General features: G+C 64.6%; 12 protein-coding genes, 1 tRNA gene and 1 pseudogene. 7 read left to right on the top strand and 7 right to left on the bottom strand.

Features of this window, described 5'->3' with window-relative positions:
• Window positions 1-15: 15 nt before the first annotated feature.
• Together AWB70_RS33960 and AWB70_RS33955 are read right to left on the bottom strand one after the other, a co-directional pair.
• Complete coding sequence (locus AWB70_RS33960) at window positions 16-2373, bottom strand: TonB-dependent receptor (RefSeq protein ID WP_053568061.1); 2358 nt, start codon at window positions 2371-2373, stop codon at window positions 16-18.
• Between the two features lie 92 nt (window positions 2374-2465).
• Window positions 2466-2873, bottom strand: a complete 408-nt coding sequence (locus tag AWB70_RS33955) for a DUF2946 domain-containing protein (RefSeq protein WP_053568060.1) — start codon at window positions 2871-2873, stop codon at window positions 2466-2468.
• 191 nt (window positions 2874-3064) lie between these two features.
• Here AWB70_RS33955 and AWB70_RS33950 point away from each other — a divergent pair.
• Window positions 3065-3151: transfer RNA gene (locus AWB70_RS33950), tRNA-Leu, on the top strand.
• 43 nt (window positions 3152-3194) lie between these two features.
• Here the strand turns inward: AWB70_RS33950 and AWB70_RS33945 are convergent.
• Complete coding sequence (locus AWB70_RS33945) at window positions 3195-3581, bottom strand: DUF5594 family protein (RefSeq protein ID WP_045450474.1); 387 nt, start codon at window positions 3579-3581, stop codon at window positions 3195-3197.
• Between the two features lie 201 nt (window positions 3582-3782).
• On the opposite strand from AWB70_RS33945, the gene AWB70_RS33940 reads away from it, so the two are divergent.
• Entirely contained in the window at window positions 3783-4625 is an 843-nt protein-coding gene (locus AWB70_RS33940) for a squalene/phytoene synthase family protein (RefSeq protein ID WP_053568059.1), read from the top strand.
• Here the strand turns inward: AWB70_RS33940 and AWB70_RS33935 are convergent.
• Both AWB70_RS33935 and AWB70_RS33930 read right to left on the bottom strand, forming a co-directional pair.
• Complete coding sequence (locus AWB70_RS33935) at window positions 4622-5548, bottom strand: DUF1501 domain-containing protein (protein WP_053568058.1); 927 nt, start codon at window positions 5546-5548, stop codon at window positions 4622-4624. The genes AWB70_RS33940 and AWB70_RS33935 overlap by 4 nt on opposite strands.
• Before the next feature lie 15 nt (window positions 5549-5563).
• Window positions 5564-5956: a hypothetical protein gene (locus tag AWB70_RS33930; protein WP_235024411.1), complete on the bottom strand. Its 393-nt coding sequence runs from the start codon at window positions 5954-5956 to the stop codon at window positions 5564-5566.
• 245 nt (window positions 5957-6201) lie between these two features.
• Here AWB70_RS33930 and ompR point away from each other — a divergent pair, with 245 nt between their 5' ends.
• From ompR to AWB70_RS33910, 4 genes are all read left to right on the top strand, one after another.
• Window positions 6202-6927 (top strand): two-component system response regulator GluR, encoded by a 726-nt coding sequence (gene ompR, locus AWB70_RS33925; protein ID WP_008349770.1) that lies wholly within the window; start codon window positions 6202-6204, stop codon window positions 6925-6927.
• Between the two features lie 60 nt (window positions 6928-6987).
• Complete coding sequence (locus AWB70_RS33920; protein ID WP_014191268.1) at window positions 6988-8352, top strand: two-component system sensor histidine kinase GluS; 1365 nt, start codon at window positions 6988-6990, stop codon at window positions 8350-8352.
• A 197-nt stretch (window positions 8353-8549) separates the two neighbouring features.
• Entirely contained in the window at window positions 8550-9098 is a 549-nt protein-coding gene (locus AWB70_RS33915; RefSeq protein WP_014191267.1) for a peroxiredoxin, read from the top strand.
• Window positions 9099-9196: 98 nt separating this feature from the next.
• Window positions 9197-9721: a carboxymuconolactone decarboxylase family protein gene (locus AWB70_RS33910; protein WP_053568057.1), complete on the top strand. Its 525-nt coding sequence runs from the start codon at window positions 9197-9199 to the stop codon at window positions 9719-9721.
• 6 nt (window positions 9722-9727) lie between these two features.
• Here the strand turns inward: AWB70_RS33910 and ispF are convergent, their stop codons facing one another.
• Both ispF and ispD read right to left on the bottom strand, forming a co-directional pair.
• Complete coding sequence (ispF, locus tag AWB70_RS33905; RefSeq protein ID WP_053568056.1) at window positions 9728-10219, bottom strand: 2-C-methyl-D-erythritol 2,4-cyclodiphosphate synthase; 492 nt, start codon at window positions 10217-10219, stop codon at window positions 9728-9730.
• Window positions 10220-10249: 30 nt separating this feature from the next.
• Window positions 10250-10972, bottom strand: a complete 723-nt coding sequence (ispD, locus tag AWB70_RS33900) for a 2-C-methyl-D-erythritol 4-phosphate cytidylyltransferase (RefSeq protein ID WP_053568133.1) — start codon at window positions 10970-10972, stop codon at window positions 10250-10252.
• A gap of 116 nt (window positions 10973-11088) precedes the next feature.
• Between ispD and mfd the strand changes: the two are divergent.
• Window positions 11089-14585 (top strand): annotated as a pseudogene (gene mfd / locus AWB70_RS33895) (transcription-repair coupling factor).
• Window positions 14586-15200: the final 615 nt, after the last annotated feature.

Here is a 15200-nt window from a genome sequence, read left to right as displayed (position 1 = left end):
TTCCGTGGGAGGTCATCAGATGCCGATGCGCCCTTCGAGATAAAACGTGCGCCCCGCGTACGGGTGGAACACGTAGTAGCGCCTGTCGAACAGGTTGTCGACGCCAACGCCCAGCTCCGTGCGCTTGGTCGGTTTCCATGTGAACTTCGCGTCGACGACCGCGTACGTGCTCGTGCCGCCGTACGTGTTCGGATTGACGTCGGTGTTCGTGAGCGTGTTGTATTGCCGCCCCGAATACCGTACCGCGAGCGTGGTGGCCGTATTCCCGGGCGTGTGATACGTCGCCGCCACGTTCGCGCGCCACAGCGGAATGCGATAGAAGTACTTCCCGACCGATGCCGGATTGTTCGCGTTGGCGAGAATCTTCGACTGCGTGTACGCCGCGTTCGCGATGAGGTCGAGTCCGCGCAGCAGCACGTCCTGCCCTTCGTAGGCGAATTCGACGCCGCGCGAGCGCACCTTGTCGATGTTCTGGAAGTTGGTGACGTTCGGAATGACGGTCGTGTTGGTCTGGCTCAGGATCGTGTTCTTCACGTCGTCCTGAAAGAGCGTGAAGCGGTACAGGCCGTTGCCGCGCACCCATTCCGCCGTCAGCTCCTTCGACAGATCGTCTTCGGGCTTCAGGTTCGGATTGCTGTTGACGATGGAGATACCGTTGATCTGCCCTTGAAACAGTTCGCCGACGGTCGGAAACCGGTACGCGCGCCCGATCGACGCGCGCAAGGTCAGATCCTGCGTGACATCGAACGACAGCGACGCTTTCGGCGACCAGTGGCTCTCGCTCGCGTCCGGATAGCCGAGCGCGGTCGCACCGACCGCGCGTGCGCCGTCGTACGCGTTCCAGTTCTCGTAACGCACGCCGTAGGTGAACGCCCAGCGCGGCAAGAAACGCCACGCGTCCTGCGCATACACGGCCTGCGTGCGCGTGCGTCCGCCGAACGAGTTGGCGAAGGAGACGCCGCCGCCATCGCGCCACGCGTTCGTGTTCGACGTGACGTTGTCGAGAAAATAGTTGTCGTAGTGATACCCGAACGACAGCGCGTGCGCGGTGAGACCGGCACGCGCGGTCGGCGTCCAGCTCGTGCGCAGGTCGAGCGATTTCCAGCCCGAGCCGCTGCCGTCGGTCAGCGTGCCGGGGCCGTCGCCGGGCACGCCCGAATTCGCGGTGCGCGCGATGCTCTGCGTGATGTCGAAGTACGACGCGACCGCCTCGGCGTTCCATCCGGTCGCGTTGTGCGTGCGCAGGGATGCGCCGTAGAGAAAGTTTTCGCTCGATCCCATGCTCGGCGCGAACGTCGCGGCGGGCAGGTTGTATTCGAATCCGCCGATGTTCACGCGCCCGCTGTACACCGGATTGCCGGCGGCGTCGCGCAGGAAAGTCTGCGTGTCGCTGTTGTACTTCTGATGCCAGTACCCGAGCGTGAAACCCGCCTGCAGTGTGTTCGTGATGTCGTAGGCGAGCTTGACGCGCAACTGATCCTGAAACGTGCGCTCGATCGCCTCGCTCGACGTGCCGAGCACCGCGGTGCGCGCGTTGAACTGGTCGTTATAGAAGTACGCGCCGGTGACCGGCGTGGCGGCGGCGCTCGCGGGCGTCTTCGATTGCGCGAGCGTCGCGAACTGCAGCGGCTGCCCGGTGTTCTCCAGATGATCGACGCCGATCAGAAACGAGAACTTGCCGATCTTGTCGCCGATCGTCGCCGTCGTGTTCGTGCCGTTGAAGTTGCGGTTCACGCCGAACAGATCGAAGTGCTGCGTGAAGCCCTGCACTTTCGCGTCGGCTTCGAATTGCGTCGGCATGCGCGTCGTGATCGCGACCGTCGCGCCGATCGAGTTGCCCGGATAAAGCGCCGAGTACGGGCCGTAGATGACGTCGGTGCGCTCGATGTCGTCGGCGAAGACCATCGACCAGCGCGGCGCGAAGGTCCATGTGTTGCCGAGGAAGTTGCTGAGCAGGAGGCCGTCGGCGTAGACCAGTCCGCGCGCGGTCTGGGCGTTGCTCGTGCCGCGCACGGCGATGGTCGCGTTCGGGTCGCCGATGAAGCGCTTGCGCACGGCCATGTTCGGCGCGTACTTGAGCACGTCCTCGGGTGTCGTCACGTTCCAGTACTGAAACTGGTCCGCGGTGACGGTATCGACGCTGGCGGGCAGATTCGGATCGAGCGACGACGCGCGCGGCGCCGCCTGTGCGGTGACGACGACCGGCGCGAGCGTGGCGTCGTCTTGATGGGCGGGCGCGTTGTTATCGCCTTCGCCGGGAGCCGCCGCGGACAGCGCCGCGTGCGCCATGAGCGAGAGCGGCAGCCAGGCGCGCGAACGCGCTGCGGCGCGATGGCGCGAACGCCGTCGCGCTCGCGTGGTGAGCGTGAACATCGTGAAATCCTGAAAGAACTGACGAGCGATCGCGCACGTTCGCGGCGCTCATGCGCGCGGCGAACGTCGAGGCGATCGGACGGAAGACGGTTTCAGGACAGAACAGGCGGCGCGCGCGGACTCGCGGCGTTGAAGGACTTCGATACGACGGCGCGGCTATGCACGGACGCCACGACGCGCGTGACGCGCTCGATGCGCACGGCGTCATGGCCGAACCCGACGGCGACCGGCAGATTGTGCGCGAGCAGCCCGCAATACGAGCAGGCGTCGAAATGGCTGGCGGCGTCGTGACTGCCGGCGTGATTGCTTGCGTGACCGCCTGCGTGCGCGGTGTCGCCCTCGTCCGCCTGCGATGCATCGACGGCGCACAGCACCGCTTGCGGATCGCTCGCGGCAGCGCGCTCGGCGAGCGTCTGGCTGATGACCGGCGCGACAATGGCAAGCCACATGGCGGCAATGCCGAGCCATGCGACGAAGCGATTGCGCGCGTTGCGAGTCATGAGGGAAAGGCTGGGTGCCGAAGCGGAAGAATTGAACGAGATTGTAGGCAGGCAACGGACAAGCTGCAATCGTGCGATGCGTATGACTGGAATCGGATGCCTAACCGCCGCGACGCAATTTCGCAGACATCGCAAGACGAATCAGTTAGAATTTCGGGCTTGGCACAATGGACCGGTGCCGAATGCAGCGTGCGAGGATGGCGAAATTGGTAGACGCACCAGGTTTAGGTCCTGACGCCCGCAAGGGTGTGCGGGTTCGAGTCCCGCTCCTCGCACCACAACGAAACCCCTTTCATCGGCAAAGGGGTTTTTTTGTTTGCGTCAGATACTGATCTCGCCGACTTCGACCATCATCACTTCGCCTTTCGCTTGCGAACGGCCCGCGAAATCGACACCCGACATCTCCATCAGCCGCCTGATCTCCTCGGGCATGCGCTCGCTTGCGCGCGCGGCGGCCACGGGCCTGTCGACGTGCGAGAGAAACCGCCGGGCGCACGAAGGCTGCCAGTACACGAAGACGTTGAGCGGAAACGCGAGTGGCGCGTCGGCGCGGCGTTGCGCGGTGATATGCAGCCCGAGCGTCGGCGAAACGTGCATCTGACGCGGACACACGCGGAAATCGAAGCCGAAATCCGTGGCCACGCTGCGCACGAGGTACGGCAGGCATGTATCGCCGAACTGCCTGTTCTCGGATTTGCTCAAGCCCATGCGCGCCTCCTCTCGGTTGCGCCAGTGTGGCGCGCGCAAACGTTCGACGTCGGTGCTTCGGCGCACACACGCGCGCAGGCTGCGCGCGACGTTCAGCGCCGCCGCGCCTCGCCGGATAAAATGAGCGGCCGTGTTTGCGCGAAGTGTTTGCGCAAACCGCCAAGACCACAACGACCTTCGAACTCCCCACCCGCCCCGTTCGTGAACTTCGACGACTATTGCCAGCAAAAGGCCGCGCCCGAAGGCTCCGGCACGTACTACGCGCTGCGCCGCGCGCCGGCATCGAGCCAGCCGCTCCTGACCGCGCTCTACGCGCTCTATCGCGAGCTCGAAGAGACCGTGAAGGAAACCAGCGACCCCACCATCGGCCGCACCAAGCACGCATGGTGGCAAGGCGAACTTGCCCGGCTCGACGGCGGCGAACCGACGCATCCCGTCACGAAAGCCTTGAAGGCGCATGCGGGCGACGCCGCGCATCCCGTTCTCGACGATGCCGGGCGTGCGTCGCTTGCCGAAGTCGTCGACGGTTTCGGCATGGATCTGGACCAGGCGCGCTATCTCGACTGGCCGGGCCTCAGGCGCTATCTGGAGCAGACCGGCGGCGCGTTCGCGACGGCCGTCGCCCGCGCGAGCGCGCGCGATCCGCAAGGCGCGGCGGCCTGGGCCGCACCGCTCGGCTCGGCGCTGCTGCTCGCCGAGCGCGTTCAGGAGATCGGCGACGACGCCCGGTTCGGCCGCATCTATATTCCCATCGACGAGTTGCAGCGCTTCAACGTGACCGCGGCGGACATCATCAATCGCAAGTACAGCGATGCGTTCTCGGATCTCATGCGCTATCAGACCGATCGCGCCCGGCGCGCGCTCGGCGATGCACTGGCGGCGATTCCCGCCGCGGAACGCGCGACGCAACGCGTGCTGCGCGCGCGTGCCGCACTGTCGCTTGCGCTGTTCGATGAAATCGAGCGCGAGAACTTTCAGGTGCTGCATCAGCGTATTTCGCTCACGCCGATCCGCAAGCTGTGGATCGCATGGAAAACGCGCTAGGCGCGCAGAACCGGCAGCGGCTCGAAGCGCCCTTCCAGGATCGATGCGCGGTCGTGCGGCCAGCATGCGCCGAGCACGGTCGCACACAGTCTCCTGAAGTCGATGCCGACGGGCACGCCGCCGTCCGCGTTCAGCCGGTCGAGTTGCGGCCCCGGTCCGAATAGCCCGCCGCGCACGCGCGCGCCCATCAGGAAATGCGGCGCGGCCGCACCATGATCCGTGCCGCCCGCGGCGTTTTCACGCGCGGTGCGCCCGAACTCCGAGCGCGTCATCACGAGCGTGCGATGCCACGCGCCGGATGCGATCAACGCCGCGCGCAGCGAGGCGAGCCCTTGCGCGAGCCGGGCAAGCAGCGCCGCATGCCGGCGCGCCTGGTTCTCGTGCGTATCGAAGCCGTGCAGCGTGAGGTGAATCACGCTGACGTCATTGGCCGCGCCATGCGTCGATGCGAGGCGCGCGGCGGCATCGAACGAAGCGGCGGTCACGCGCGTGTGCGACGCGTTCGCGCGCGCGATCCAGTCATCGTGGCGATATTCATCCGCATGCGACGCCGTGTCCCAGATCTGCCGTGAACGAAAGTGCGACCGGTTCGGCGCGTCGTAGCCGACGCCCTGCACGATCGCAAGCTCGTTCGCGCGCCACGCGCTCATCAACGGCAGCAACGACGGATGCAAGGCCGTGCGTTCATCGAGCGCGATGACGCGCTCGCGAGGCAGCGCGAGTCCGGGCCGCAGCACACGATAGCGCGGGTCTGAAAAAGGGATGACGGTGTTGAGCCCATCGTTGCCGCCGTCGAGATCGACGAGCACGAGCGCCCGAATGGAAGACGATGAATCCAGGTGGCCGGAAGCGGAAATCTCGCCGATGCCGCCCGCGCATCCTGCGAACGCGCCGGCAATCGAAAGGAATTGACGTCGGTTCATCGCGGTGCGCGCCGCTTACCGCTTGTAGAGATCGCGCACGGCTTCTTCGATGTGCTGGCGCAAGAGACGACGCTCGTCGGCAGTCATCACCGTGTGGCGCGGCGGGCGCGCGGGCGGCGCCTGATCGGCTTGCTGAACGGGCTGCATGGCGGAAGCCTTGGCGTCGTGGTCGCGGCCCGTAGACGGCGCACCCTTGCCCAGGCGTTGTTGCGCGCGAATCATGCGGCCATCGAAGCGGCCGCGCGAATTCGGGACGCTGCTATCGACAGCATTGCCGTCGCGGGTGAAGCCGGTGGATTGCGCATAAGCATGAGGCGTGCTCAGTACTGCGTAGAGCGCACTGGCGATAAGTGTCTTTCTGAGAATGCGCTCGGTGCGCACGGGTCCGCGCTGCCGCGCTCCCTTCATATTGTTCCCTTCGTTGCTCGACAACCGGACAGCCTCAGTCTTTTCGCGCACGTCTTAGGAAGGGCTTGGTCGGGCCGCAAGACGCACTGGTCTAATGGAGTATCTACCGAATGGCGGGCTCAGGTAAAGCAGTGTACGCAGCAAACCCTTAGGTCGTGCCACAGCCTCCGTAAATTTTGTAACCAACTGTTACACTCGCTTTTGTTACAAACTCGGCGTTTGATCAAACGCGCTAAGATGCCGCCATGGAAACCAAGAACCCTTCAAAAATTCTCGTAGTCGACGACGATCCGCGCCTGCGCGATCTGCTGCGGCGCTATCTCGGTGAACAGGGCTTCAACGTGTACGTCGCGGAAAACGCGCCGTCGATGAACAAGCTCTGGGTGCGCGAACGTTTCGATCTGCTCGTGCTCGATCTGATGCTGCCCGGCGAAGACGGTCTTTCCATCTGCCGTCGTCTGCGCGGCAGCAACGATCGCACGCCGATCATCATGCTCACCGCCAAGGGCGAGGATGTCGATCGCATCGTCGGTCTCGAAATGGGCGCCGACGATTACTTGCCGAAGCCGTTCAATCCGCGCGAGCTGGTTGCGCGCATCCACGCGGTGCTGCGCCGTCAGACGCCGTCCGAACTGCCCGGCGCGCCGTCCGAAACCACCGAAGTGTTCGAGTTCGGCGAGTTCGCGCTGAACCTCGCCACGCGCACGCTCACGAAGAACGGCCAGGAAATTCCGCTGACCACCGGCGAATTCTCGGTGCTCAAGGTGTTCGCGCGTCATCCGCGTCAGCCGCTTTCGCGTGAAAAGCTGATGGAGCTCGCACGCGGCCGTGAATACGAAGTGTTCGATCGCAGCCTCGACGTGCAGATCTCGCGTCTGCGCAAGCTGATCGAGCCGGATCCCAGCAGTCCGCGTTTCATCCAGACGGTCTGGGGCCTGGGCTACGTCTTCATTCCCGACGGCGCGGCCTGATTCACTTGAGCGAGTTTCGCCACGCTTTATCCCCTTCACAGAGCTGAGCCCGACAGACCCATGCGCATCGACAGGCGGCTACTGGCGCTCGCGTTCGGCGGCCTGTTCTGGCGAACCTTCGCGCTGATCGCGCTGCTCATCGCCGTCAGCCTGACGGCGTGGTTCCAGAGCTTTCGCGTGATCGAGCGCGAGCCGCGCGCGCAACGCGTGGCGCTGCAGCTCGTCGCCGTGGTCAAGCTCACGCGCACCGCCCTGCTCTATTCCGACCCCGATCTGCGCCGCGCGCTGCTTCAGGATCTGGAGAGCAACGAGGGCGTGCGCGTCTATCCGCGCGAAACCACCGACAAGTACAAGCTCCAGCCCGACGAATCGCTCAACCGGCTGATCGAACGCGACGTGCGCGGGCGGCTCGGCAACGAGACGATCATCGCGCAATCGGTCAACGACATCCCCGGCGTGTGGATCAGCTTCAAGATCGACGACGACGATTACTGGGTCGCGCTCGACCGCGATCAGCTCGACACCGTCACCGGCCTGCAATGGGCCGGCTGGGGCGTGTTCGCGCTGGCGCTGTCGCTGTTCGGCGCGGCCTTCATCACGAGTCTCGTGAACCGGCCGTTCGCGCGCCTCGCGCTCGCGGCGCGCAAGCTCGGTTCGGGGCAGTCGCCCGAGCGTCTGCCCGAGCGTGGCATGGGCGTCGCGGCGGAAACCAATCGCAGCTTCAACCAGATGGTGCAGGATCTCGAGCAGCTCGAAGCCGACCGCGCGCTGATGCTCGCCGGCATCTCGCACGATCTGCGCACGCCGCTTGCGCGCCTGCGTCTCGAAACCGAAATGAGCCCGTCGGACGAAGCGACCAAGCTCGCCATGATCGACGACATCGAGCAAATGGACATGATCATCGGGCGCTTTCTCGACTATGCGCGGCCGATGCAGCGCATGCCCGAGGCGGTGGATCTTTCGATGATCGCAGGCGAACTCGCCGCGCGTTTCCAGGCCGACGAGGGCGTGGTAATGCGCACCGATCTCGCGCAGGGCGCGGTGATCGAAGGCGATCCGACGGACGCGCGCCGCGTGGTCGGCAACCTGCTGGAAAACGCGCGCAAGTACGGTCGCAGCGAGCACGACGACGTCGCGCGCATCACGCTGCTCACGCGCGTCGCGCACGGCAAGGTCGAACTCTCGGTGATGGACGAAGGCCGCGGCATCCCCGACGATCAGGTCGCGCTCATCACGCGCCCGTTCTATCGCGTCGACGCCGCGCGCACGCAGGCGAACGGCACGGGCCTCGGCATGGCGATCGTGCAGCGGCTCGTCACGCGGCAACGCGGCACGCTGCGCCTGCGCAACCGCACGCCACTTCCCGGCTTCGAAGTGACGATCGACTTCCCGCCCATGAAAGGCGGCGCGCGCTTCGAGACCTGACCCGCGCGCCCCGCGCCGCTTTGCGAAAAGCTATCCCGCCCATTAGCCAAATACTATTGAGGCGCTCCTTTAAATACCGTTAAGATGAACCAGGCTCACGCGCGGCACGCCTGGCACGGGCGTGTCATGCGCGCGTTACGGCGATCCAGTAGTTTGGTTGGAGATTGTCCTCTCAACGATTCCACAGGAGTTAGCGCATGAAGACCGTTGGCGATAAAGTCGAAGCATTCACCGTCACCGCTGCGAAGCCGGGCTTCAATCATCACGAAGAGAACGGCCAGTCCGCTTTCGAGGAAGTCACCGAGCAGTCCTTTCCGGGCAAGTGGAAGATCATCTATTTCTATCCGAAGGATTTCACGTTCGTGTGTCCGACGGAAATCGTCGAGTTCGCGAAGCTGGCGAAGGATTTCGAGGACCGCGACGCGGTGTTGCTGGGCGGCAGCGTCGACAACGAGTTCGTCAAGCTGGCGTGGCGTCGCGAGCACAAGGACCTGAACAAGCTGAACCACTACGCGTTCGGCGACGTGAAGGGCGAACTCATCGATCAGCTCGGCGTGCGCGACAAGGAAGCCGGCGTGGCCCTGCGCGCCACGTTCATCATCGATCCCGACAACGTGATTCAGCACGTGTCGGTCAATAACCTCAACGTGGGCCGCAGCCCGGAAGAAGTCCTGCGTATTCTCGACGGCTTGCAGACGGACGAGCTGTGTCCGTGCAACCGCGCTGTCGGCGGCGCAACGCTGTAAGCGCTTCCGATCGCTGCCGATTCCGCAAAGCCCGCCATCCGGCCGAACGCGTGTTCGGCGCTGGCGGGCTTTTTAACGTCATCGAACAGGAGAAAACAATGGAATTTCTGTCTGCGATCAAGGAGCAGGTGCCCGACTATGCGAAGGACATCCGCCTGAACATCGACGGCACGATCGCCCGCTCGTCGCTCGAAGGCAATGACGCAGTGGGCGTCGCGCTGGCCGCCGCGTTCGCCGCGAAGGCGACGAAGCTCGTTGGCATCATTCGCAATGCGGGCGTGCTGTCGCCGGAAGAGACGAACGCCGCGCTCACCGCGGCTGCCCTGATGGGCATGAACAACGTCTGGTATCCGTATCTGGAGATGGCCGGCAACGCCGATCTCAGGACGCAGCCCGCAAACCTGCGCATGAACGCGTACGCCTCGCATGGCGGCGTCGACAAGCGGCGCTTCGAGATGTACGCGCTCGCGGCGTCGATCATCGGCAAGTGCCATTTCTGCGTGAAATCGCACTACGAGAATCTCGTTGCCGAAGGCATGTCGACGACGCAACTGCGCGACGTCGGGCGCATCGCGGCGGTGATCAACGCGGTGGCGCTGACCATCGAAGCGGAAGGGAAATAGCGCCCGTTATGCGTCGATCGACGTGCGCCGCAGCAGCACCGCGGCCTGCGCCTCGATGCCCTCTTTCCGGCCGAGATAACCGAGCTTCTCGTTGGTCTTGGCCTTCACGTTCACGCGGTCGATCGAAAGATCGAGATCGGCGGCGATGTTCGCGCGCATCGCGTCGATATGCGGGCTGAGCTTCGGCGCCTGCGCGATGATCGTGCTGTCCACGTTGGCGATGGCGAATCCCGCGTCCGTCACGCGCTTCATGGCTTCGCGCAGCAGCACGCGGCTGTCCGCGCCCGCGAATTCGGTCGCCGTATCCGGAAAGTGCCGGCCGATATCGCCAAGCGACGCCGCGCCGAAAAGCGCGTCCGTGATGGCGTGCAGCAGCACGTCGGCGTCGGAATGGCCGAGCAGGCCGCGTTCGTAAGGAATCGTCACGCCGCCGATGATGAGCGGCCGGCCCTCGACGAGCTGGTGGACGTCGTATCCTTGTCCGATTCTGAAATCCATCGATCCAAACCTTGCAGTAGAAGTTAGCGGTTAGGGCTTCGCGGAAAGAATCGCGCCCGCGAGCGCGAAATCCTCCGGATAGGTCACCTTGAAGTTGCGCAAGCTGCCCTGAACTAGCTTCGGCGAGTGCCCGAGCCATTCGATGGCGCTCGCTTCGTCCGTCAGGTCGTGGCCGTCGTGCCGCGCACGCTCGATCGCCTCGCGCAGCATGCCGAGCCGGAACATCTGCGGCGTTTGCGCCTGCCAGAGACCGTCGCGCGATTCCGTCCGGGCGATGCGCGTGCCGGTATCGGGCGCATCGGGCATGTTCGGTGCGACGCGTTTCAACGTATCGGCGACCGGCAGCGCCAGAATGCCGCCGACCGCGTCGTCGCGCAGTGCCGCGACGAGCTTGCGGATCAGCTCGGGCGTGATGCCGGGGCGCGCGGCGTCGTGCACGAGCACCCAGTCGTCGGCGCGCGCGCCGAAATTCGCGAGCGCCACGAGTCCGTTGTACACCGACGCCTGCCGCGAGGCCCCGCCGCAGCGTTCCACCGCGAAGCGCAGCCCGGCGAAGCGGCGGGCGTCGAAATGGTGGTCATCGGGTGCAAGCACAACGAGCGTCTGCGAGAATTCGGAGCACGCGTCGAACGCCGCGAGCGTGTACGCGAGCATCGGGCGGCCCGCGACCATCTGGTACTGCTTCGGCATCGGCGCGCCCGAACGGCTGCCGGTTCCGGCGCAGGGAATCAGTGAAAACAGGCGGGGAGTCACGGGCAAATTCACTGGCAAATGAGGGGCGCAAGTCAAAGTTGAAGCCCGGATTTTATAATACGTCTTTCGCGACCACGTCCCGCGCGCCTTTTCGGCGTTGCGCCAGGGACGGTTCAATGCCTACCCTATGTCCACCAAAGCGTCCACCCAAGCCGTCAACGCGCAGTCCAGCGCTCCCATCGCGCTCGTGAAGGCGGGTCAGCGCTTCGTCTTCGACGGCGCGTCCGGCTCCTCCGATGCCCTCGCCATCGCGCGCTATCACGCCGCCTATCGCGAGCGCGTGCCGCTCCTGACGGTCGTCACCGCGGGCGCCGTCGATGCGCAGCGTCTCGCCGCCGAGATCCCCTACTTCGCGCCGGATGCGCGCGTGCGTCTTTTGCCCGACTGGGAAACGCTGCCTTACGACACCTTTTCGCCGCACCAGGATCTCGTCTCCGAGCGTCTCGCGACGCTGCACGATCTCGGCGAAGGGCGCTGCGACATTCTCATCGTGCCCGCGACGACGGCGCTGTACCGCATGCCGCCGGCCTCGTTTCTCGCGGCCTACACGTTTTCGTTCACGCAGGGCGAGCGCCTCGACGAAGCGAAGCTCAAGGCGCAATTGACGCTCGCGGGCTACGAGCACGTGAGCCAGGTCGTGCGCCCGGGCGAGTACTGCGTGCGCGGTTCGCTGATCGATCTTTATCCGATGGGCTCGGCGCTGCCTTATCGCCTCGACCTGTTCGACGATCAGGTGGACTCGATCCGCGCATTCGATCCCGACACGCAGCGCAGCCTCTACCCGGTGCGCGACGTGCGCCTGTTGCCGGGCCGCGAGTTTCCGTTCGACGAAGCCGCGCGCACCGCATTCCGCAGCCGCTGGCGCGAAGTCTTCGAGGGTGACCCGAGCCGCTCGCAGATCTACAAGGACATGGGCAACGGCGTGCCGTCGGCGGGCATCGAATATTATCTGCCGCTGTTTTTCGACGAAACCGCGACGCTCTTTCACTATCTGCCCGAAGGCTCGCAACTTGTGTTCGTCGGCGACATGGACGCGGCGATCAAGCGCTTCACGCACGACACGAAGCAGCGTTTCGACTTCCTCTCGCACGACCGCGAGCGCCCGCTGCTCGAACCACGCCGGCTCTTTCTGACCGACGACGACTTCTTCACCTTCGCAAAGCCCTTCGCGCAGCTCAAATTCCCTGCGACGCCCGAGGGCGGCTGGTCGGTGCCGCTGCCCGGCCTCGCGATCGACCGTCACGCCGACGAGCCGCTGCTTGCGCTGCGCCATTATCTGGAGCAGACGGACAACCGCGTGATGCTCGTCGCCGAATCGGCGGGACGGCGCGAGACGATTCAGCAATTGCTCGCGGACAACCACCTGCGCGGCGAGTCGCGCGACACCTTCCTCGAATGGCTCACCGCCGACGCGAAGTTCACGCTCGGCATCGCGCCGCTTGCGAACGGCTTCGTGCTGCCATCCGAGAAGCTCGCGATCGTCACCGAAACCGAGCTATACGGCCCGCTCGCGCGCCGTGCCGGACGGCGACGTCAGGAACAGGCGAGCAATGTCGATTCGATGGTGCGCGATCTCGCCGAACTGAAGATCGGCGATCCGGTCGTGCATGCGCAACATGGCATCGGCCGGTACATGGGCCTCGTGTCGATGGACCTCGGCGAAGGCGAAACCGAGTTCCTGCACCTCGAATATCAGAACGACGCGAAGCTGTACGTGCCGGTCGCGCAGTTGCACGTGATCTCGCGCTATAGCGGCGCGGACCCGGACAGCGCGCCGTTGCATCAGCTCGGTTCAGGCCAGTGGGAAAAGGCGAAGCGCAAGGCCGCGCAGCAAATCCGCGATACCGCGGCCGAACTGCTGAATCTGTATGCGCGCCGCGCATCGCGCGAAGGCTACGCGTTCAAGCTCGAACCGCGCGATTACACGAAGTTCGCGGAGAGCTTCGGCTTCGAGGAGACGCCCGATCAGGCGGCGGCGATCGCGTCGGTCATCGGCGACATGACGAGCGGCAAGCCGATGGACCGGCTCGTGTGCGGCGACGTCGGCTTCGGCAAGACGGAAGTCGCGTTGCGCGCCGCGTTCATCGCGGTGATGGCGGGCAAGCAGGTCGCGATTCTTTCGCCTACGACTCTGCTCGCCGAGCAGCACACGCAGACCTTCACCGACCGCTTCGCCGACTGGCCCGTGCGCATTGCGGAGCTGTCGCGTTTCAAGACCGGCAAGGAAGTCTCGACGGCGATACAGCAGATCAACGAAGGCAGCATCGATATCGTGATCGGCACGCACAAGCTCTTGTCGAGCGATGTGAAGTTCAAGCGGCTCGGCCTCGTGATCATCGACGAGGAGCATCGCTTCGGCGTACGGCAGAAGGAGGCGCTCAAGGCGTTGCGCGCGGAAGTCGACGTGCTCACGCTCACCGCGACGCCGATTCCGCGCACGCTCGGCATGGCGCTCGAAGGCCTGCGCGATTTCTCCGTGATCGCGACCGCGCCGCAGAAGCGGCTGGCGATCAAGACCTTCGTGCGCCGCGAGGAAGACGGCGTGATCCGCGAGGCCATGCTGCGCGAACTGAAGCGCGGCGGGCAGGTGTACTTCCTGCACAACGAAGTCGAGACGATCGAAAACCGCCGCGCGATGCTGGAGGCCCTCGTGCCCGAGGCGCGCATCGCGGTGGCGCATGGACAGATGCACGAGCGCGAGCTTGAGCGCGTGATGCGCGATTTCGTCGGGCAGCGCGCGAACGTGCTGCTGTGCACGACCATCATCGAGACCGGCATCGACGTGCCGAGCGCGAACACCATCCTCATGCATCGCGCGGACAAGTTCGGTCTTGCGCAGTTGCATCAGTTGCGTGGGCGCGTGGGGCGCTCGCATCACCAGGCGTATGCGTACTTGCTCGTGCACGATCCGCAGTCGCTGACGAAGCAGGCGCAGCGCCGCCTCGAAGCGATTCAGCAGATGGAGGAACTCGGTTCGGGCTTCTATCTGGCGATGCACGACCTCGAGATTCGCGGCACCGGCGAGGTGCTGGGCGACAAGCAGTCGGGCGAGATTCAGGAGATCGGTTTCCAGCTTTACACCGACATGCTGAACGATGCGGTGCGCGCTTTGAAGGAAGGACGCGAGCCGGATCTGAACGCGCCGCTCGCGGCGACGACCGAGATCAATCTGCACGCGCCGGCGATTTTGCCCGCCGATTACTGCGGCGATGTGCAGGAGCGTTTGTCGCTGTACAAGCGGCTGGCGAACTGCGAGTCGAGCGATGCGATCGACGGCATTCTCGAAGAGCTCGTCGACCGGTTCGGCAAGTTGCCGCCGCAGGCGCATGCTTTGGTCGAGACGCATCGGTTGAGGCTGGCTGCGAAGCCGCTGGGCATTTCCAAGATCGATGCGGCGGAGTTGTCGATATCGTTGCAGTTCATTCCGAACCCGCCGGTGGATGGGATGAAGATCATCGAGATGGTGCAGAAGCATAAGCACATCAAGTTGGCGGGGCAGGATAAGCTGCGGATCGAAGCGCGGAGTCCGGATTTGGCTGTGAGGATTTCGACTGTCAAGGAGACGCTGCGGGCGCTGGGGGGGCCGGTTAGGCAGGCGCTTGCCGCGCGGTGAGGTTTTTTTGTTTTTGTTTCTGTTTCTGTCGGTGGGTCCCGTTTTCGTGTCGGTCTATTAGCACTGCCCCTCCCCGGGGCGGGGGTAACTTTCTTTGCTGCTGCAAAGAAAGTCACCAAAGAAAGCAGCTTTGTCACCGCCCGCGGTCACACGCACGTTGGCCACTCTTCTCCTCGGGGAACGGCCCTCGCCTAAAGAGTGCCCCCATAGGCCCAAGCGGGCTTGGATCGCACACGATCCGTCACATCGCACCACACAACAAACTGGTACAGCCATTTCAAGCTCCGGCCCGCTCCGCGGCCGACCGGCTTATCGGGTTTGCGTGCGCATTCGTGTCCCACTGGTTTCCCTCGCATACCCCACGGCAGCGCGCAGCGCTGTGCCGAAGCTATTTCGTGCTGAACCAGCGCGCTAGAAGTTATGGCGTGTCAGACCGTGCGCGATCCACGCCCGATTGGGCCTTCGAGGGCACTCTTTAGGCGAGGGCCGTTCCCCGAGGAGAAGAATGGCCAACGTGCGTGTGACCGCGGGCGGTGACAAAGCTGCTTTCTTTGGTGACTTTCTTTGCAGCAGCAAAGAAAGTTACCCCCGCCCCGGGGAGGGGCAGTGCTAATA

Source organism: Caballeronia cordobensis (genome assembly GCF_001544575.2).
Classification (GTDB): domain Bacteria; phylum Pseudomonadota; class Gammaproteobacteria; order Burkholderiales; family Burkholderiaceae; genus Caballeronia; species Caballeronia cordobensis.
Note: the sequence above shows the minus strand (reverse complement) of the source record. Positions and strands in the feature narration are given on the sequence as shown.